Annotated in this window: 17 protein-coding genes; all 17 read left to right on the top strand. The window is 59.6% G+C overall.

Features of this window, described 5'->3' with window-relative positions:
- Positions 1 to 45: 45 nt before the first annotated feature.
- The 17 genes from ACZ5BO_RS09660 to fliJ all read left to right on the top strand — a co-directional run bounded on the left by ACZ5BO_RS09660 (position 46) and on the right by fliJ (position 20,167).
- Positions 46 to 3,540, top strand: a complete 3,495-nt coding sequence (locus tag ACZ5BO_RS09660; RefSeq protein WP_464699436.1) for a glycosyltransferase — start codon at positions 46 to 48, stop codon at positions 3,538 to 3,540.
- 109 nt (positions 3,541 to 3,649) lie between these two features.
- Positions 3,650 to 4,705: an NAD-dependent epimerase/dehydratase family protein gene (locus ACZ5BO_RS09665; RefSeq protein ID WP_464699438.1), complete on the top strand. Its 1,056-nt coding sequence runs from the start codon at positions 3,650 to 3,652 to the stop codon at positions 4,703 to 4,705.
- A 322-nt stretch (positions 4,706 to 5,027) separates the two neighbouring features.
- Positions 5,028 to 5,954: a ketoacyl-ACP synthase III gene (locus ACZ5BO_RS09670; RefSeq protein ID WP_464699440.1), complete on the top strand. Its 927-nt coding sequence runs from the start codon at positions 5,028 to 5,030 to the stop codon at positions 5,952 to 5,954.
- A 272-nt stretch (positions 5,955 to 6,226) separates the two neighbouring features.
- Positions 6,227 to 7,075, top strand: a complete 849-nt coding sequence (locus tag ACZ5BO_RS09675) for a flagellin domain-containing protein (protein ID WP_110725322.1) — start codon at positions 6,227 to 6,229, stop codon at positions 7,073 to 7,075.
- A 73-nt stretch (positions 7,076 to 7,148) separates the two neighbouring features.
- The gene (locus tag ACZ5BO_RS09680; protein WP_025132273.1) at positions 7,149 to 7,523 is read left to right on the top strand and encodes a flagellar protein FlaG; all 375 of its coding nucleotides are present in this window, start codon (positions 7,149 to 7,151) and stop codon (positions 7,521 to 7,523) included.
- A gap of 82 nt (positions 7,524 to 7,605) precedes the next feature.
- Positions 7,606 to 9,024, top strand: a complete 1,419-nt coding sequence (gene fliD, locus ACZ5BO_RS09685; RefSeq protein ID WP_025132274.1) for a flagellar filament capping protein FliD — start codon at positions 7,606 to 7,608, stop codon at positions 9,022 to 9,024.
- Between the two features lie 130 nt (positions 9,025 to 9,154).
- Complete coding sequence (fliS, locus tag ACZ5BO_RS09690) at positions 9,155 to 9,550, top strand: flagellar export chaperone FliS (protein WP_025132275.1); 396 nt, start codon at positions 9,155 to 9,157, stop codon at positions 9,548 to 9,550.
- 11 nt (positions 9,551 to 9,561) lie between these two features.
- Positions 9,562 to 9,858: a flagellar protein FliT gene (gene fliT / locus ACZ5BO_RS09695; protein WP_025132276.1), complete on the top strand. Its 297-nt coding sequence runs from the start codon at positions 9,562 to 9,564 to the stop codon at positions 9,856 to 9,858.
- Positions 9,859 to 10,028: 170 nt separating this feature from the next.
- A complete protein-coding gene (locus tag ACZ5BO_RS09700) occupies positions 10,029 to 11,504 on the top strand; it encodes a sigma-54 dependent transcriptional regulator (protein WP_025132277.1) in 1,476 nt (491 codons plus the stop codon).
- A 128-nt stretch (positions 11,505 to 11,632) separates the two neighbouring features.
- Positions 11,633 to 12,826 carry a sensor histidine kinase gene (locus ACZ5BO_RS09705; RefSeq protein WP_177330341.1) on the top strand — a complete coding sequence of 398 codons (1,194 nt, stop codon included), beginning with the start codon at positions 11,633 to 11,635 and terminating at the stop codon, positions 12,824 to 12,826.
- Positions 12,827 to 12,831: 5 nt separating this feature from the next.
- On the top strand, positions 12,832 to 14,241 hold the full coding sequence (locus ACZ5BO_RS09710) for a sigma-54-dependent transcriptional regulator (protein WP_025132279.1): 1,410 nt from the start codon (positions 12,832 to 12,834) through the stop codon (positions 14,239 to 14,241).
- 128 nt (positions 14,242 to 14,369) lie between these two features.
- Positions 14,370 to 14,696 (top strand): flagellar hook-basal body complex protein FliE, encoded by a 327-nt coding sequence (gene fliE, locus ACZ5BO_RS09715; RefSeq protein ID WP_025132280.1) that lies wholly within the window; start codon positions 14,370 to 14,372, stop codon positions 14,694 to 14,696.
- Positions 14,697 to 14,711: 15 nt separating this feature from the next.
- On the top strand, positions 14,712 to 16,499 hold the full coding sequence (gene fliF, locus ACZ5BO_RS09720; RefSeq protein ID WP_025132281.1) for a flagellar basal-body MS-ring/collar protein FliF: 1,788 nt from the start codon (positions 14,712 to 14,714) through the stop codon (positions 16,497 to 16,499).
- The gene (fliG, locus tag ACZ5BO_RS09725) at positions 16,492 to 17,511 is read left to right on the top strand and encodes a flagellar motor switch protein FliG (protein ID WP_011059975.1); all 1,020 of its coding nucleotides are present in this window, start codon (positions 16,492 to 16,494) and stop codon (positions 17,509 to 17,511) included. The genes fliF and fliG overlap by 8 nt, the downstream gene beginning before the upstream one ends.
- Positions 17,512 to 17,520: 9 nt before the next feature.
- Positions 17,521 to 18,363 carry a flagellar assembly protein FliH gene (gene fliH, locus ACZ5BO_RS09730; protein ID WP_025132282.1) on the top strand — a complete coding sequence of 281 codons (843 nt, stop codon included), beginning with the start codon at positions 17,521 to 17,523 and terminating at the stop codon, positions 18,361 to 18,363.
- The gene (gene fliI / locus ACZ5BO_RS09735) at positions 18,353 to 19,711 is read left to right on the top strand and encodes a flagellar protein export ATPase FliI (RefSeq protein WP_025132283.1); all 1,359 of its coding nucleotides are present in this window, start codon (positions 18,353 to 18,355) and stop codon (positions 19,709 to 19,711) included. Before fliH ends, fliI begins: the two co-directional genes overlap by 11 nt.
- A 6-nt stretch (positions 19,712 to 19,717) precedes the next feature.
- Positions 19,718 to 20,167 (top strand): flagellar export protein FliJ, encoded by a 450-nt coding sequence (fliJ, locus tag ACZ5BO_RS09740; RefSeq protein ID WP_464699447.1) that lies wholly within the window; start codon positions 19,718 to 19,720, stop codon positions 20,165 to 20,167.
- Positions 20,168 to 20,248 lie beyond the last annotated feature (81 nt).

The raw sequence follows: 20,248 nt of genomic DNA on the forward strand, positions 1-20,248 counted from the left end.
TTTTTGAAGACGGTTTTTTCGCAATATCCAGCATCGGGTGTGTCCATGATTCGTTCGTTATATGCTCCACGGCCAAATCCTTATTATCTTCTTGCGCCGGACTACCGACGAAATTCCGCGGGTATCCGGGTCATGCACATGCTCTGCGATGTGTTGAATCGCTCCGGTTATGAAGCGTTTATCGGGGCGAACGTCCTGAATCCGGAGCTGATGACGCCGCAGCTGACGAATCAAGTGATTGCCTTGCATAAACAACAGGGTCTGGAGCCGATCGTCGTTTACCCGGAAGTCACCAGTGGCAATCCGCTGGGCGGTGACGTCGTGGTCCGGTATCTATTGAATACGCCCGGGTTCCTCGCTGGAGGCAAGAACTACGGCGAAGACGACATCATGTTCGCCTTCACCAAGGGGCTGTTATTACCGGGCATGCCTGAAGAGCATGTGATGTTTCTTCAGCCTATCGACCTGAATGTCTTCACCTTGCCTGAGGATCCGGCCCGGCGCATACCGGGCAAGATCTGCTACTACCAGGGGCGCACGGGTTCGGGGATCGATAAAGACAGCCTGCCCGCCGACGCGGTGGAAATTACCGGCAGTTATCCGGATACCTGGGAAGGGCTGGTGGAGATCTTCCAGACCAGCGAGTTCTTTTACTCCTCGGCGACGACGGCCCTTTCGGCGGAGGCCGCGCTCTGTGGGTGTATAGGCGTGGTCATTCCGGGTAAAGGTGCACCGTTGAATTTCTCCTCCGAAGAGACTGGAAATTACGGAGTGGCCTGGGGAACCTCGCCCCAGGAAATCGAGCGGGCCCGGCAAACGTTGCCCTTGTTGAGGGAGAGCCTGGAGAAGCAGGAAGTCGCTTTCTGGCAGGCGCTCGATCTGTTTATCGAGACGACGCAGAGCGCCGCTTCGACCTCCAGAAAGGCCAAGCTTGAACGGGGCGTTGCCAAGCGACTCGAAGCGCGAGACCAGACGGCCCGGCAACTGCAGGCGGTCCCCGCTATTGCGCAAGGTCATGTCCCGAACATCGGTGTGGTCGTTCTCGATCTTCAGGGCCATAACGATTTGCTAGCCCGAACGCTGAACAGTCTGGCGGCCTGCGCGGGCGGCGCGGTTTCGACCGTTCCGCTGATCGTGTCCAGCACCAGCCCTGGGCGTTCGGGGGCTCATTGCCTCAAGCCAGGCGACAATTGCGTAGAGGCGATTAACCAGATCGTCCGCGAAAGCGCGTGCGACTGGTTGGTCGTGGTTCGCGCGGGGGAGGAATTCACTGCTGCCGGCTTGTTGATGACCTCGTTGCAGTTGGCGCAAATGGGCGAATACCGGGCTGTTTACGCGGATGAAGTCGTCCGGGTCGGCCACAACAGCTTCGAGGCGGCACTTCGACCTGATTTCAACCTGGATCTGTTGCTCAGCTACCCCGCCGGTTTTTCCCGGCATTGGCTGTTGCGGCGTGATACGTGGCAAGAGATGGGCGGTTTTGCCGATGATTGTCAGGAAGCCTTCGAGCTTCAGTTCATTTTGCGCTTGATCGAATCCGGCGGTGTCGAGGGGCTTGGGCATATCAGTGAGCCGTTGCTGATCAGCGACGCTGTGCCTCTCCAGGATCTGGCCGAGGAGCGCGGGGTCATCGTGCAACACCTGCAGCAGCGCGGCTATGACCATGCTCAGGTGAACGCCTCTCAGCCTGGCCATTACCAGATTGACTACGGCCATGCGCAAACGCCGCGCGTCAGCATTGTGATTCTGGTCGACGGCCAGCTCCCGCAGGCGCAACTGTGCATGGACAGCCTGTTGGAAAATACCACGTACAGTCATTTCGAAGTCTTGCTGCTGGACCGCGGTAACCAGGACTCGGCGATGGTGGACTGGCTGTCCGGGATCGAGCAGTTGGGCGTTGCCCAGTTGCAGGTATTGAGGTATGAGGCTGAAGCGTCGCCGATTGCGATTCGTAATCATGCGTGCAACCAGGCCAGTGGCGATTATCTGTTGTTCCTCGACTCCACCATCGGCGTGGTCGGCAAGGACTGGCTGCAGCAATTGCTCAACCACGCCATGCGTCCTGAAGTTGGGTGCGTGGGGGCCAAGCTGCTTGGCGGCGATGGCAGGATCCGTCATGCCGGTTTGTTGCTGGGGTTGGGCGCGGCGGTGGGCGATCCCTTCCTGAATGGGCCCGATGAGTCTGGTTACATGCAGCGTTTGCAGGTCGATCAAGATTGTTCCGCCGTTGCTGAGCAGTGCTTGATGGTGCGTCGAGAACTGTTCGTTGCAGCGGGCGGCTTCGATGAGACGATGTTGTCCTGGGCGTCCACGGATCTTTGCCTGAAGCTTTCTCAAGCCGGCTACATGAACGTTTGGACGCCGAGGGTCAGGTTGTTTATCGGCGATACGCAGGTGACCCCGGCCAGCGCCGACCAAGACGACCTGATGTACCAGCGCTGGCTGGCGGTCCTGGCTCATGATCCGGCCTACAACAAGAACCTATCCCTGGCCGCCGGCAGCGCTTTCAAGCTCGCTGATAGCGCATGGGCGTTGCCGCTCTCGATCGCTGGAGTCTCTGCGCCAAAAATTCTGGCGCATCCTGCGAAAAGCGCCGTCGATGGGCAGTCGAGGCTCATTCAACCGTTCACTGCCTTGCGTAACGAGGGGTTGATCGAGGGCGCTGTTGTTCGCGACTTGATGTCGGTTGCCGAGTTGGCGCGGTTCGCCCCGGACAGCGTTGTGCTGCAACGGCACGTTGATGGCATGCAGATAGAGGCCATGCGCCGGATGAAGGTTTTCTCCCAGGCTTTCAAGGTTTATGAGCTGGATCGCTATCTGCCCGATACGCCCATGCCCGGGTTCAACAGGGAAAACCATGGCCCGCAGGTACTGGATGCCTTGCGACAGGGCCTGGGTTTCATGGATCGCCTAGTGGTTTCCTCCGACATGCTTGCCGACGTTTTCGAGGGCTTCAATCCCGATGTGCAGATCCTCAAGACGCGTCTCGATCCGCACCCTTGGATTGGCTTGAGCAGCAAACGCCAGACTGGCGACAAGCCTCGTGTAGGCCTGTCGGCACGCGGGGCCCTGCCAGATGACCTTGAGCTGATTGCCGATGTCATAAAAGCCCTGGCCAATGACGTTCATTGGGTACTGATCGGCCATTGTCCGACTCACCTGCGTGCTTTTGTCCATGAGGTCCATACGGATGTTGACGCGGGATATGCGGCGAGGCTGGCTTCGCTGAATCTCGATTTTGCCCTGGCCCCCCTGCAAAACACTTTGTTGAACCGTTGCCGCAGTCACGAGCGGTTGTTGGAGTTCGGTGCGTTGGGCATTCCGGTGATCGGCAGCGATCTCGAGCCGCATCGCGGCGATTTGCCGGTGACCCTGGTCAAGGATGGGGTGGCGCCCTGGATGGACGCGATTCGTTCCCATATGGCGGATCTGGATGCGGCGCAACGCCAGGGCGATACGCTGCAACAGTGCGTTCGCAGTCGATGGCTGCTTGACGGCGAGCACCTGAAAGCCCGGCGCGATATCTGGCTGCCGGCTTGATTCGCGCCCTCTCCGTGAACCCATTGCAGGCTGTTGCGGCGTAACAGCCTGGCGGATCGATCTTCTTTAATATGATGCCCGCGTTCAGGCTGGCAGGAGTGTACAAAGCATGACGGTAACGTTGGATTCCCAGGTGGTGCTGCGCGATCTGCAACGGATCAGCAAGCACTTGGATGCCAGCCGAGAGTTGCGCGGCAAGCATTTGCTGATTACCGGGAGCACGGGTTTTTTTGGTAAATGGTTGCTGGCGCTGATTGCCTTTTTGAACGGGGAAGGCGCGGCCATCGAGGTCACCGCGGTGTCCCGATCGCCTGAGCGTTTTCTCGGCGAGCATCCACAATACCGTCAGTGTGGCTGGATCACCTGGTTGCAAGGTGATGTTCAGGCGCTGCCTCGGGTGCCAGAGCTGCGACCGGTCGACATGGTCATTCATGCTGCCACCGATACCTTGGCAGGGGCTCATGCCGACCCGTTGCGCATCTTCGATACGATTTTGCAGGGGGCGCGCAACGTACTTGATCTGGCCGTGAGGACGGGGGCCAAGCGTGTTCTGTTCACCGGGACAGGAGCACAGTACGGCGCGATCAGCTCTTCGCAGCCTGTTCCTGAAACCCATATGTCTGCATGCAACAGCCTTCTGGCCAGCAGCGCTTATGCCGAAGCCAAGCGGGCCCAGGAAACGTTGGCGGCGCTGTACGCGGATCGGCATGGGTTGGAATGCATCCTGACACGCTGCTTTGCCTTCTCGGGGCCAGGGCTTCCTCTGGACGCACATTTTGCAATCGGTAACTTCATCAGGGATGCCATCGGTCAGGAAGCGCTGGTGCTGCAGTCGACTGGCCTGTCTGTGCGCAGCTATCTGCACGGTGCCGATCTGGCGGCGTGGCTGTTGACGCTGCTGGTACGAGGGCAGAGCGGACAAGCCTACAACGTGGGGTCTGACCAGGGCCTCAGCATCGCCGAATTGGCCCATAGAGTTGTGGCTCGGGTAGCGCCGCAAACACCCATCATCATGCCGAAGGCAGGGGAGGGTAGTTCTGTGGTTTCTTACTACGTGCCCGATATCCAGAAGGCGCGAGCATTGGGCCTGGATGTCTGGACTTCGCTGGATGAGTCTATCGATAGCATGGTGGACTGGAACCTCGACCGCCCGCTGAGCTCCTGAGCTGCACCGATCACCCGGTCACGACAACAGATCAGGAGGGCACTTCTACAGGTGGCTGTGCCCTGCCGGATCAAATTCGGCGCGACGAAATCTTGGCTGATCCGGGCTTTTTGGAAGGGGGCGTTATCCGGCTGCCAGGCGTAGCCTCCATGAAAAATCGTATTCGTGGGCTTAACGGCGTGACGCATAGGTCATAAAGTGCATCTTCACTGTATTGTGTTCTTGAGTGCGGGCGCTAAGTCCGCACCAGAAATCAACTATTTTTAAGCGCCCTGAGCTTTTCGGGGTGAACCTAATCTCAGTTTATGATCGGGAAGCCATGATGATTGGCATAAAAAGCATAGCGAGTTACGTGCCGACTGCCGGTGTGGATAACTACGCTCAGGGTGCCAAATTCGCCAAGGATGAAGAGTTCATCCTGGGTAAGATCGGTTCGGCATTCCTGCCGCGCAAAGAGGCTGCGCAGGAAACCTCTGATCTTTGTGTGGAAGCGGTGAATGCCTTGTTCGCCAATAATCCACAGCTCCAGCGCGATTCCATCGACGCGCTGATTGTCGTGACTCAGAACGGTGATGAAGAAGGCTTGCCCCACACTGCCGCCATTGTTCAGGACAAGCTGGGCCTGCCGACCCATGTGGCTGCTTTCGATATTTCCCTGGGCTGTTCCGGGTACGTTTACGGCCTGTACGCCATGAAAGGCTTCATGGAGGCTGCGGGCCTGAAAAACGGCCTGCTGGTGACCGCCGACCCTTACTCTAAGATTGTCGATCCCGAAGACCGCAATACCACCATGCTGTTCGGCGATGCGGCCACCGTCACCTGGATGGCCGACGGCGCACCCTGGCAATTGGGCAAGGCCAAGTTCGGCACCGACGGTTCCGGGGCGCCGCACCTGAAGGTCAGTGACGGGGTGTTCTTCATGAACGGCCGGCAGGTCTTCAACTTCGCTTTGCTGAAGGTGCCGGCACACCTGCATGAGCTGCTGGAAGAGTCGGGGCTGGAGGAAAGCCAGATCGACGCGTTCTGCATCCACCAGGGCAGCGCGGCGATTGTCGACGCGGTGGCCCGGCGCTTCGAGGGCGAGCCGGAGAAGTTCATCAAGGACATGGTCGAGACTGGCAATACCGTGTCTTCGAGCATTCCGCTGCTGCTGGAGCGGCATGTCCTGCCTTCCACCTGGAAGCGTGTGGCCCTTAGCGGCTTTGGTGTCGGTTTGTCCTGGGGCTCGGCGATCATCCATCGCGACTGACGTTTCGGGCTTATGTAAAAGCGCTGCCGGTCATGCCGGCGGCGTTTTTTTTGTCCCGGTTTTTGGGTGGCGGTTTTTCTGGCGCCATTTTTATCGCTTTTTGTTGTTTAAACCCTTGTTTTATTAGGGGTGGCCGTCTGCTAGTAAATATTTTTAAAAAAAGCCTCAAGCAACCTGCTACGGCGACGATAACTATTACGAAGGTTCTCTAGGCCACACCCGGCGGTTGCCAGGGCCGGAAGCCGCAGTACCCAACCAACGAGGAATTCGTCATGGCTTTAACCGTAAATACTAACGTCACATCGTTGAGCGTTCAGAAAAACCTGAACAAGGCTTCCGACGCACTGTCGACTTCGATGACTCGTCTGTCCTCCGGCCTGAAAATCAACAGCGCCAAAGACGACGCCGCCGGCCTGCAAATCGCTACTCGTATGACTTCGCAGATCCGTGGCCAGACCATGGCGATCAAAAACGCCAACGACGGTATCTCCATCGCCCAGACCGCTGAAGGCGCGATGCAGGAACAAACCAACATTCTGCAGCGTATGCGTGAACTGGCCGTTCAGTCGCGAAACGACAGCAACAGCTCCGACGACCGTGACGCTCTGAACAAAGAGTTCTCGCAGATGAGTGCTGAACTGACCCGTATTTCGGGCAGCACCAACCTGAACGGCAAGAACCTGCTCGACGGTACCGCCAGCACCATGACCTTCCAGGTCGGCTCCAACACTGGCAGCACCAACCAGATCACTCTGACCCTGAGCGCCAGCTTCGACGCCAACACCCTGGGTGTTGGTTCGGCAATCACCATCGCCGGTTCCGACAGCGCCGTTGCTGAAACCAACTTCTCGGCCGCTGTTACTGCAATCGACGGCGCTCTGAAGACCATCAACGCCAGCCGTGCTGACCTCGGTGCTGCACAAAACCGTCTGACCAGCACCATCTCCAACCTGCAGAACATCAACGAAAACGCCAGTGCTGCACTGGGTCGTGTACAAGATACCGACTTCGCTTCTGAAACTGCTCAGTTGACCAAGCAGCAGACTCTGCAACAAGCTTCCACCGCAGTTCTGGCTCAGGCCAACCAACTGCCATCCGCTGTACTGAAGCTGCTTCAGTAATAGCTGGTGAGTTTTTGGCGGGGGAGTGCGCTTGTCGTGCTCTCTCGCTTTTTCCATTCAAGAGGTGATGGACATGGATATGAGCGTTAAGCTGAACTTGTCTTATCCAGCTGCCAAGCCACCGACGCCAGTCGCTGAGCCTGCAGCGGAGAAGCCTCGAACCGATGCTGTGATGAAAGTAGCGGCAGCGGACAAGGATGAACAAGCTAAAGACGCGACCAGCGAGCAGGACAAACTGAAGATGGCCGTTCAGGAAATTGAAAAGTTTGTGCAGTCGGTCAAGCGTAACCTGGAGTTCTCGATCGATGAACCCTCAGGCAAAGTAGTCGTCAAAGTCATTGCCAGTGACTCCGGTGAGGTGATCCGTCAAATCCCCAACGAAGAAGTCCTCAAGCTGGCTAATAGTTTGAATGATGCAAGCAGTCTGCTGTTCAGCGCTAAAGTCTGACAGCTGGCACGAATTTTGTTGCTATGTTCTTTTGGGCGTTGTAGTGGTCAAAAGACCGGCGAGACACTAAAGGGAGTTCTACATGGCGAGTCCAATTCTACCGGGTACAGGTCTAGGGTCCGGCCTGGACACCGGCGCTATCGTCAAGGCATTGGTCAACGCTGATAAAGCGGCCAAGCAGGGGCAGATTGATCGTGGGACCACGGCTAACACCGCGTCGATCTCTGCTATCGGCTCCCTGAAGTCGCTGCTGGCGACCTTTCAGTCGACCATGAAGACGCTGGCCGATCCGGAGCAGCCGCAGTTTACCGGCTTTTCTGCCACTACGTCCGAGCCCAAAACCTTGGCTGTTACGGCCAATAACTCGGCGGTCAACGGCGTTTATAATATCGAAGTCGCGCAAATTGCGACTGGTTCCAAGGTTGCCACTTCAGCGTTTGCGGGCGGTTCCTCGGCCGCTGTTCCAGCAGGGGTGTTGAATATTGCCCAAGGTACCAAGAGCTACAATCTTGATGTGCCTGCCGGTTCGACTCTGGATTCTGTTGCCAAGGCCCTGAACAACAAGTATCAGTTCAGCGGCTTCAGTGCCAACGTAATAACCGATAGCTTTGGTTCTCGTTTGGTGGTGAGCTCGTCCAACACGGGCGCCGGCTCGGATATCACCCTCAGTGGTATTCCCGGGCTGGAGGCTGATGGTACGAAACTGATGCCCAAGGGCACGGTAGATGATCCGATCACCGCAAATTCTTCTGGAGTTGTAGGTGGTTTTGCCCAAGACGCGAAATTCACTGTGGATGGCATGGCAATCACCAGCGCCACCAACAAGTTGGATAAGACTGTCTCTGGTCTGTCGATGGTCTTGATTGCGCCAGGTAAATCCCAGGTTCTGGTGGCTCCGAACAATGATGGTCTGAAGGCGTCTATCCAGAAGTTCGTGGATGCTTACAACGCTGTCTCCACAGCCATTACTTCATACACCAAGCCTTCCCTGGATGATGATGGCAAGCCGACCGTTGCTGCTGCTCTGACCGGTGATGCCATGCCGCGCTCGATTCTGGCGGCGATGCGTGGCCCATTGGCAGAGAGCGGCGGTGGTGATCGTCTGACCGTTCTCTCGCAATTGGGTATTACGACGGATCAGAAGACCGGTAACTTGAACTTCAACTCCGTCAAGTTTGATCAGGCGATGAACGACAAGAAGCTGGGTGGCGAGGTGCAGAACCTTTTCACAGGTGATAACGGTCTTCTGGAGCGGATGACCAAGGCGATCACTCCTTACACTCAAACGGGGGGGATTCTCGATACTCGTAACGATGCCTTGACCCGTACCAAGACCAAGCTGGCCAATGATCAGCTGGCGCTGGATCGTCGGGTGGATTCTCTGACCGCTGTGCTCACCAAAAAGTACAACGACATGGATACTCTGGTGGGTAAATTGAAGGCTACTGCGAATAATATCACCTCGATGTTTGAAGCGATGAACGCACAGAAAAAAGGCTGATAATTAAGCCTGTGCCAAAAGCCCGGCAGCGTCTATCCAGCGCTCCGGGCTTTTGTATTTGACCTAAAGTTTTTTGACGTTGCGTCGATACATTCTTTATACGAACCCTTGAGTTTTGAAGAGGTATTACATGAATCCGATGTTAGCCCTTCGGCAGTACCAGAAAATCGGTGCGCAGGCGCAGACCTCCGAAGCAAGCCCTCATCGTCTGGTGCAGATGCTGATGGAAGGTGGCCTGGATCGTATTGCTCAGGCCAAGGGCGCGATCGACCGCAAGGACGTTGCCAACAAAGGAATTCTCATCAGCAAGGCCATCGGCATCATCGGCGGCTTGCGTGAAGGGCTGGATCTGGAGAACTCATCAGAGTCTCTGACCGAGCTGGATAACCTATACACCTACATGATGAAGCGTTTGGCCGAGGCCAATATCAAGACCGATCCGAAGATTCTCGATGAGGTCGCTGACCTACTGCGTACGGTCAAGGAAGGCTGGGATGCCATCGCTGCACCGGGTCCGCAGTTTTAAGGAGAAACGCCATGAGTGCTGTCCTGCAACGCATTGAAGAAACCCGTGAGGCATTGGTCGGTGCCTTGGCCGAGCGCAACTGGCAAGCCATTGGCGAGCTGGACTTGGCTTGTCGTTCATGCATGGAGGACGTACTCGGCGAGGCTCAGGTCGATGAAGTTGCCTTGCGCGACAATCTGGAGGAGCTGCTGGGGGTTTACCGGCAGTTGCTTGAGGTGGCGACTGGTGAACGGCAGGCGATAGTCGACGAGATGTCGCAGATCCAGCAAGCGAAGAACGCGGCAAAGGTTTACCATTTGTTCGGTTAATGTCGAGTTGATCCGAACATTGCGCGCCATAAATTTGACTGTGCACGCATTTTTGACTTAACTAGTGGCTGTTTTCAGATTTCAGGCGTCTATACGGTAGAAAATGCCTACAAGGCGTCTAGCTTGCCCCTCATTCTGGGCATTGAGTTGACTAGGGAAGTTGCTATTGCATGTGGCGTGAAACCAAAATTCTGCTGATCGATGACGATAGCGTGCGCCGCCGCGACCTGGCGGTGATTTTAAATTTTCTCGGCGAGGAAAATTTACCCTGCGGTAGCCATGACTGGCAGCAGGCTGTCGGCTCTTTGTCGTCAAGTCGTGAAGTGATTTGTGTCCTCATCGGGACTGTAAACGCTCCTGGTGCACTTCTGGGCCTGTTAAAGACACTCTCTACCTGGGATGAGTTCCTTCCGGTTTTGCTCATGGGCGAAAATTCTTCCATTGATCTGCCGGAAGATCAGCGTCGTCGTGTGCTTTCCACTCTGGAAATGCCTCCCAGCTACAGCAAATTGCTGGATTCCCTGCACCGAGCCCAGGTCTATCGTGAAATGTACGATCAGGCCCGCGAGCGCGGTCGTCATCGCGAACCCAACCTGTTCCGTAGCCTGGTAGGCACCAGTCGTGCGATTCAGCACGTGCGCCAGATGATGCAGCAAGTGGCGGATACTGACGCCAGCGTGCTGATCCTGGGGGAGTCCGGCACCGGCAAGGAAGTGGTAGCACGTAACCTGCACTACCACTCCAAGCGCCGTGATGCGCCTTTTGTCCCGGTCAACTGCGGAGCGATTCCGGCAGAATTGCTGGAAAGTGAGCTGTTCGGTCACGAGAAGGGGGCATTCACCGGGGCGATCACCAGTCGCGCTGGACGCTTTGAGCTGGCCAATGGCGGCACGCTGTTTCTCGACGAAATTGGCGACATGCCGCTTCCGATGCAGGTCAAGCTGCTGCGAGTGCTGCAGGAGCGTACCTTCGAGCGCGTGGGCAGTAACAAGACCCAGGGTGTCGATGTGCGAATCATTGCCGCCACCCACAAGAACCTGGAAAGCATGATCGAGGTCGGCAGCTTCCGCGAGGACCTGTACTACCGCCTCAATGTGTTCCCGATCGAAATGGCACCGTTGCGTGAGCGCGTGGAAGACATTCCACTGCTGATGAACGAGCTGATTTCGCGCATGGAGCACGAAAAGCGCGGTTCGATCCGCTTCAATTCCGCAGCCATCATGTCCCTGTGTCGGCACGGCTGGCCGGGCAACGTTCGTGAGCTGGCCAACCTGGTGGAGCGCATGGCGATCATGCACCCCTATGGGGTGATCGGTGTGGTCGAGTTGCCGAAGAAGTTCCGCTACGTCGACGATGAAGACGAGCAGATGGTGGACAGCCTGCGCAGCGATCTGGAAGAGCGGGTGGCGATCAATGGTCATGCACCGGACTTTGCTGCCACCGCCATGCTGCCGCCCGAAGGTCTGGATCTGAAGGATTATCTCGGCAGCCTGGAGCAGGGTCTGATCCAGCAGGCGCTGGACGATGCCAATGGCATCGTGGCGCGGGCTGCAGAGCGGCTGCGCATCCGGCGTACCACGCTGGTGGAGAAGATGCGCAAGTACGGCATGAGCCGTCGCGAGGGTGATGAGCAGGCGGATGATTGACGCCTGTTTTTCAACCCATTGAAAGATGGGCGGTTTTTTTTAGGCACGGGTATTGCTAAGCCTCTTGCAACGTTCCGTTTAACTGACGGTCAGCCACGCGAGAGAGCACAATGCCCCAAGCCGCCCAGATGTCTCCTGTCCCTGATGCTCAGGGGCAATCGTCGTCCGTAGAGCAGGCAAGCCGGCTGGGCCTTGAGCAGGCCTTTGCCTTGTTCAACCAGATGTCGAGCCAACTTACTGACTCCTACAGCATGCTCGAGGCCCGGGTGACCGAGCTCAAGGGCGAGTTGGCGGTGGTGAGTGCCCAGCGCATGCAGGAGTTGGCGGAAAAGGAGCGTCTGGCCAATCGTCTGCAGAACCTTCTCGACCTGTTGCCGGGCGGGGTCATCGTCATCGATGGCCATGGCATTGTCACTGAAGCCAATCCGGCAGCGTGCGAGTTGCTGGGGTTGCCCTTGGAGGGGCAGCTGTGGCGCAGCATCATTGCTCGCAGCTTCGCGCCTCGCGAAGACGACGGGCATGAAATCTCTCTACGCGACGGTCGTCGCCTGTCGATCTCCACCCGCTCGCTGGATGCCGAGCCGGGGCAGTTGGTGCTACTCAACGACTTGACGGAAACCCGTCACCTGCAGGATCAACTGGCCCGGCACGAGCGCCTGTCGTCCCTGGGCAAGATGGTGGCCTCCCTGGCGCACCAGATTCGCACGCCGCTGTCGGCTGCGCTGCTGTATGCCAGCCATCTGGCGGAACAGGAGCTGCCGGTGGCCACTCAACAACGTTTCGCTGGGAAGCTCAAGGAGCGCCTGCACGAGCTGGAGCACCAGGTGCGCGACATGCTGGTGTTTGCCCGCGGCGAGCTGCCCCTGACCGATCGCCTGACTCCCAAGTTGCTGCTGCAATCGCTGCAGGCCGCGGCCCTGACCCATGTCCAGGATGCTGCCGTGCGCTGGCAGTGTGACAGCCACCATGGAGAGTTGCTGTGCAATCGCGACACCCTGGTGGGAGCCTTGCTCAACCTGATCGAAAACGCGATCCAGGCCAGCGCCGGCGCGGTGCGTCTCAAGGTGCACCTGTACAGCCGCGGTGACACCTTGCGGCTGTGCATCAGTGACAGTGGCAGTGGTATCGATGCTGCGGTTCTGGAGCGTCTGGGAGAGCCCTTCTTTACCACCAAGGCCAACGGAACCGGGCTCGGCCTGACGGTGGTCAAGGCGGTGGCCCGTGCTCATCAGGGAGAATTGTCGCTGCGCTCGCGTCCCGGGCGCGGTACTTGTGCGCTGGTGACATTGCCTCTGTTCTCCAGCGCTCATGGAGTGGAGTGAAGGTAATGGCAATCAAGGTGTTACTGGTTGAAGACGATCGTGCATTGCGCGAGGCCCTGGCGGATACCCTGCTGTTGGCCGGTCATGACTACAAGGCGGTCGGCAGTGCTGAAGAGGCGCTGGAGGCAGTGGCTGTGGAGTCCTTCAATCTGGTGGTCAGCGATGTGAACATGCCTGGCATGGATGGGCATCAGTTGCTGGGCTTGTTGCGCACCCGCCAACCGCAACTGCCGGTGCTGCTGATGACCGCCCATGGTGCGGTGGAGCGTGCCGTTGAAGCCATGCGTCAAGGAGCGGCGGATTACCTGGTCAAGCCTTTCGAACCGCGTGCCCTGCTCGAACTGGTGGCGCGTCATGCCCTGGGTTGCCTTGGTGCGGGAGAGGGTGAGGGGCCGGTGGCCTTCGAGCCAGCCAGTGCGCAGTTACTGGAGTTGGCGGCACGGGTCGCACGCAGTGATTCCACGGTGCTGATTTCCGGCGAGTCCGGTACTGGCAAGGAAGTGCTGGCGCGCTACATCCACCAGCATTCCCATCGAGCCCGCCAGCCATTCATCGCCATCAACTGTGCGGCGATCCCTGACAACATGCTGGAAGCCACCTTGTTCGGGCATGAGAAAGGATCCTTCACCGGCGCCATTGCCGCTCAGCCCGGCAAGTTCGAACAGGCCGACGGCGGCACCATCCTGCTCGACGAGATTTCGGAAATGCCCCTCGGCCTGCAGGCCAAGTTGCTGCGGGTATTGCAGGAGCGTGAGGTCGAGCGAGTGGGGGCGCGCAAACCGATCACCCTGGATATCCGAGTGGTGGCCACCACCAACCGCGACCTGGCTGGCGAGGTCGCGGCCGGACGTTTTCGTGAGGACCTGTATTACCGTCTTTCAGTGTTTCCCCTGGCCTGGCGCCCATTGCGTGAGCGCACCGCCGATATTCTGCCGCTGGCTGAGCGTTTGCTGGCCAAGCACGTCAATAAAATGAAGCATGCCGCTGCCAGGCTGTCGGCCGAGGCCCAGGCCTGCCTGGTGGCCTATCCCTGGCCGGGCAATGTCCGCGAATTGGACAACGCGTTGCAGCGTGCATTGATCCTGCAGCAGGGTGGCCTGATCCAGCCGGAAGATTTCTGCCTTGCCGGACCGGTGGCCTGTGCGCCGCTGCCAGCCCTGGCGCCTGTCAGCCATCAACTGCCCGCACGTGGCGCGGCAGGGGAGGCTGACCTGGCCCCCCAGGAGTCGGGCGGCCTGGGCGACGATCTGCGGCGCCGGGAGTTCCAGATGATCATCGATACCCTGCGTTCCGAGCGTGGGCGGCGCAAGGAGGCGGCGGAGCGCCTGGGCATCAGTCCGCGCACCCTGCGCTACAAACTGGCGCAGATGCGTGACGCCGGAATGGACGTCGAGGCTTATCTGTTTGCGACCTGATGAGGGTTGTTTGAGGCCCGGACGGGCTTTTGTCGGTTTGGGCCATGGAGCTGGCACCCTTGTTGCTAACACCTCACTAACCGCGGAGTGAGCGTCAAAAAAATGCGGGTCGTCAGAGAGAGTAGACCATGAGCCAAGGTGTTGAATTTAATCGGTTGATGCTGGATATGCGGGCCATGCAGATGGACGCCATGTCGCAGCCTAAATCCGCCGCAGTGGCGGAGGTCAGTGGTAGCAGCTTCGCTGACATGCTTGGCCAGGCGGTGAACAAGGTCAGTGACACTCAGCAGGCATCCAATCAGCTGTCCAGCGCCTTCGAAATTGGCAAGAGCGGTGTCGACCTGACGGATGTGATGATTGCCTCGCAAAAGGCCAGTGTGTCTTTCCAAGCCTTGACCCAGGTGCGCAACAAGCTGGTTCAAGCGTATCAAGACATCATGCAGATGCCGGTTTAAGGACGAGATTGAGTCATGGCAGAAGCAGTCGCCGATAACGTACCGGCCAAGGCCACCCCGATAGACGGCAAACCGCCGCTGTTCGGTTTGTCCTTCCTGGAAAACCTGTCCCAGATGACCATGCTGCGTCAGGTCGGCCTGTTGGTGGGGCTGGCCGCCAGTGTGGCGATTGGTTTTGCCGTAGTGCTGTGGTCCCAGCAACCTGACTACCGGCCGCTGTACGGCAGTCTGGCGGGAATGGATGCCAAGCAGGTGATGGAAACCCTGGCCTCTGCCGACATTCCCTACACCGTCGAACCCAATTCCGGGGCCTTGCTGGTCAAGGCCGATGACCTGTCCCGGGCCCGCTTGAAACTGGCCGCGGCCGGCGTCGCGCCGGGTGATGGCAACGTCGGCTTCGAGATTCTCGATAAGGAACAGGGCCTGGGTACCAGCCAGTTCATGGAAGCGACCCGTTACCGTCGCGGCCTAGAGGGCGAGCTGGCGCGCACCATCTCCAGCCTGAACAACGTCAAGGGTGCCCGAGTGCACCTGGCGATTCCGAAAAGCTCGGTCTTTGTCCGTGATGAGCGCAAGCCTAGCGCCTCGGTGCTGGTGGAGTTGTACTCCGGCCGCTCCCTGGAGCCTGGCCAGGTCATGGCCATCATCAACCTGGTGGCCACCAGTGTTCCCGAACTGACCAAGTCCCAGGTCACCGTGGTGGATCAGAAGGGCAACCTGTTGTCCGACCAGGCGGAAAACTCCGCACTGACCATGGCCGGCAAGCAGTTCGATTACAGCCGCCGCCTGGAAAGCATGTTGACCCAGCGGGTGCACAACATCCTGCAGCCGGTGCTGGGTAACGATCGCTACAAGGCAGAAGTCTCGGCAGATGTCGACTTCAGTGCAGTGGAGTCCACCTCCGAGCAGTTCAACCCCGACCAGCCGGCCCTGCGCAGCGAGCAGTCGGTCAACGAGCAGCGCTCCAGCAGCAATGGCCCGCAAGGTGTGCCAGGTGCTCTGAGCAATCAGCCGCCAGCACCGGCCTCGGCCCCCCAGACCACCGGTGGCGCCACTGCCGCCGCGGGCATGGTGCAGCCAGGGCAGCCACTGCTGGACGCCAATGGCCAGCAGATCATGGATCCGGCCACTGGCCAGCCGATGCTTGCGCCCTATCCGGCGGACAAGCGTCAACAATCCACCAAGAACTTCGAGCTCGACCGTTCCATCAGCCATACCAAGCAGCAGCAGGGACGGGTGAATCGTCTGTCGGTAGCCGTGGTGGTGGACGATCAGGTCAAGGTCAATCCGGCCAACGGCGAAACCAGCCGTGCGCCCTGGAGCGCCGACGAATTGGCGCGCTTCACCCGCCTGGTGCAGGACGCGGTGGGCTTCGATGCCAGCCGTGGCGACAGCGTCAGCGTGATCAACGTGCCGTTCTCCGCCGAGCGCGGGGAAGTGGTCGCCGATATCCCGTTCTACTCGCAGCCGTGGTTCTGGGACATCGTCAAGCAGGTCCTGGGCGTGCTGTTCATCCTGGTGCTGGTGTTCGGCGTTCTGCGTCCGGTGCTCAACAACATCACCGGCGGTGGCAAAGGCAAGCAACTGGCGGGTCTTGGCAGTGATGTCGAATTGGGTGGCATGGGTGGCCTGGATGGCGAGCTGGGCAATGACCGAGTCAGCCTCGGTGGTCCGCAAAGCATCCTGCTGCCGAGCCCGAGCGAGGGGTATGACGCTCAGTTGAACGCAATCAAGAGTCTGGTGGCTGAAGACCCGGGTCGTGTGGCTCAGGTCGTGAAAGAGTGGATTAACGCAGATGAGTGATAACCGAGCCGCTACCGCCAAACTGACCCGGGTCGACAAAGCCGCGATTCTGCTGCTGTCCCTGGGGTCCACCGATGCCGCGCAAGTGCTGCGCCACATGGGGCCCAAGGAGGTCCAGCGTGTGGGTGTGGCCATGGCGCAGATGGGCAACGTGCACCGTGAGCAGGTCGAGCAGGTGATGAGCGAGTTCGTCGACATCGTCGGCGACCAGACCAGCCTCGGCGTCGGCTCTGACGATTATGTACGTAAAATGCTCACCCAGGCCCTGGGCGAAGACAAGGCCAACGGCCTGATCGACCGGATCCTGCTGGGCGGCAACACCAGTGGCCTGGACAGCCTGAAGTGGATGGAACCGCGGGCCGTGGCCGACGTGATTCGCTACGAGCACCCGCAGATCCAGGCCATCGTGGTGGCTTACCTGGACCCGGATCAGGCCGGTGAAGTGCTCGGCAACTTCGACCACAAGGCGCGCCTGGACATCATCCTGCGGGTGTCCTCGTTGAACACCGTGCAGCCGGCGGCGCTGAAGGAGCTGAACCAGATTCTCGAGAAGCAGTTCTCCGGCAACTCCAACGCTTCCCGTACCACCCTGGGTGGTATCAAGCGCGCGGCCGACATCATGAACTTCCTCGACAGCTCGATCGAAGGCCAGCTGATGGACTCGATCCGCGAAGTCGACGAAGACCTGTCCGGTCAGATCGAAGACCTGATGTTCGTCTTCAACAACCTCGCCGATGTCGACGACCGCGGTATCCAGGCGCTGTTGCGCGAAGTGTCTTCCGATGTGCTGGTGCTGGCCCTCAAGGGCTCGGACGAAGGCGTCAAGGAGAAGATCTTCAAGAACATGTCCAAGCGTGCGGCGGAGCTGCTGCGCGACGACCTGGAAGCCAAGGGGCCGGTGCGCGTCAGCGACGTGGAAACCGCGCAGAAGGAAATCCTCACTATTGCCCGCCGTATGGCCGAAGCCGGAGAAATCGTTCTCGGCGGGAAGGGCGGCGAAGAAATGATCTAAGGTCGCTTTATGTCGTCCAGCAGTGATGAATCCCAAAGCGAACTGATTCGCGCCCGGGACGTCGAGGATTTTGACGTCTGGGCGCTGCCCAGTTTTGACCCCGAGCCGGAACCTGAGCCTGAACCCGAGCCTGAAGAGGTGCAGGAGGAAATCGAGGAAGTGCCGCTGGATGAAGTCCAGCCGCTGACCCTCGAAGAGCTCGAAAGCATTCGCCAGGAAGCCTACAACGAAGGTTTTGCCACCGGCGAGAAGGAAGGTTTCCACAGCACTACGCTCAAGGTCCGCCAGGAAGCCGAAGCGGCCCTGAGCGCCAAACTGCAGGCGCTCGAGCAGTTGATGGTCAACCTCTTCGAGCCCATCGCCGAGCAGGACACGCAAATTGAAAAGTCCCTGGTGGAGTTGGTGAAACACATCACTGGCCAGGTGATTCAGCGTGAACTGGCGATGGATTCCAGCCAGATCGAACATGTCATGCGCGAGGCGCTCAAGCTGTTGCCCCTGGGGGTCGGCAATGTGCGCCTGTACGTCAATCCGCAGGACTTCGAGCAGGTCAAGAGCCTGCGCGAACGGCACGAGGAAAGCTGGCGCATCGTCGAGGACGAGGCGCTGTTGCCGGGCGGCTGCCGGGTCGAGACCGAGCACAGCCGGATCGATGCCAGCATCGAAACCCGAATTACCCAGGCCATGGATCAACTGTTCGATCAATTGCACGAACAATCATTGCACCCGGCTGCGGCCGACCTGAGCCTGGACCTCGGTCCGCGCACACCGCCAGTGGCGGATGTGGGCGCTGCAGATCCGCCGGCAGAGCCTGAGGCCGCGACCGAGCCGGACCATTCCGATGCGCCTTGACCGCACCAGCTTCGGTAAGCGCCTGGGCGGTTACGCCGAGGCGATCGAACTGCCGGGCCAGCCAATCCTGGAAGGCCGCTTGCTGCGCATGGTCGGCCTGACCCTGGAGGCCGAGGGCCTGCGCGCTGCCATGGGCACCCGCTGCCTGGTAATCAATGATGACAGCTACCACCCGGTCAAGGTCGAGGCGGAAGTCATGGGCTTTTCCGGGAGCAAGGTGTTCCTGATGCCCGTAGGCAGCGTCACCGGGATCGCTCCCGGGGCTCGCGTGGTGCCCCTGGCCGACACCGGGCGCCTGCCCATGGGCATGGGCATGCTGGGGCGGGTGCTCGACGGCGCGGGAAGGGCGCTGGATGGCAAGGGCGGGATGCGCGCCGAAGACTGGGTGCCGATGGACGGCCCAACCATCAACCCCCTCAAGCGCGATCCCATCAGCCAGCCGCTGGATGTGGGGATTCGCAGCATCAACGGTTTGTTGACGGTGGGGCGTGGCCAGCGACTCGGCCTGTTCGCCGGTACCGGGGTGGGCAAGAGTGTGCTTTTGGGCATGATGACCCGCTTCACCGAGGCCGACATCATTGTGGTCGGGCTGATCGGTGAGCGGGGTCGTGAGGTCAAGGAGTTCATCGAGCATATCCTTGGCGAGGAAGGGCTCAAGCGCTCGGTGGTGGTGGCCTCGCCCGCGGACGATGCGCCGCTGATGCGATTGCGCGCAGCCATGTACTGCACGCGGATCGCCGAATACTTTCGCGACAAGGGCAAGAATGTCCTGTTGCTGATGGACTCCCTGACCCGTTTCGCCCAGGCCCAGCGGGAAATCGCCCTGGCCATCGGCGAGCCGCCGGCGACCAAGGGCTATCCGCCTTCGGTGTTCGCCAAGCTGCCCAAGCTGGTGGAGCGCGCCGGCAATGCCGAGGCCGGTGGTGGCTCGATCACGGCGTTCTATACCGTGCTGTCCGAAGGCGATGACCAGCAGGACCCGATCGCCGACTCGGCGCGGGGTGTGCTCGACGGGCACATCGTGCTGTCCCGACGCCTGGCGGAGGAGGGGCATTACCCGGCGATCGACATCGAGGCCTCCATCAGCCGGGTCATGCCGGCGGTGATCAGCCCCGAAGACATGGCGCGGGCGCAGTATTTCAAGCAGCTCTGGTCTCGCTACCAGCAGGCTCGCGACCTGATCAGCGTCGGCGCCTATGTCGCCGGCGGCGACCGGGATACCGATACCGCCATTGCCCTGCATCCGGCGATGGTGGGCTACCTGCGTCAGGGGCTGAACGACAATGTCAGCCTCGGTCACAGCCAGACCCACCTGGACATGCTCTTCTCTCCGGCTGCGGGCGGGTAACGGGCCATGGCCGACAGCCGTGCGGCGCGCCTGGCGCCGGTGGTGGACATGGCCGAAAGCGCCGAGCGCACCGCCGCCCAGCGCCTGGAGTACTTCCATGGCCAGGTGCGTGTGGCCGAGAGCAAGCTGGGGGATCTGGAGCGCTATCGCGGCGACTACCAGGAGCAGTGGGTCGAGCGCGGCAAGCTCGGGGTATCCGGCCATTGGCTGTTGAACTATCAGTACTTTCTCAGCCAGCTGGATACTGCGGTAGGCCAGCAACGGCAAAGCCTGGCCTGGCATCAGAACAACCTCGATCGTGCGCGGGAAACCTGGCAGCAGGCCTATGCGCGGGTGGAAGGGCTGCGCAAGCTGGTCCAGCGTTATATCGACGAGGCCCGGGTGCTGGAGGACAAGCGCGAGCAGAAGCTGCTGGATGAACTTTCCCAGCGCCTGCCTCGTCAGAGTCCTTACTGATCCCGCTCATTTTCCCTGTGCAGGTTGTCCGGCTGGCGAGTGGGTGCTAAACCTTCTAGAAGTCGCCAATGACAAGGAAGC

The sequence above is a fragment of the Pseudomonas sp. FFPRI_1 genome, from assembly GCF_055384485.1.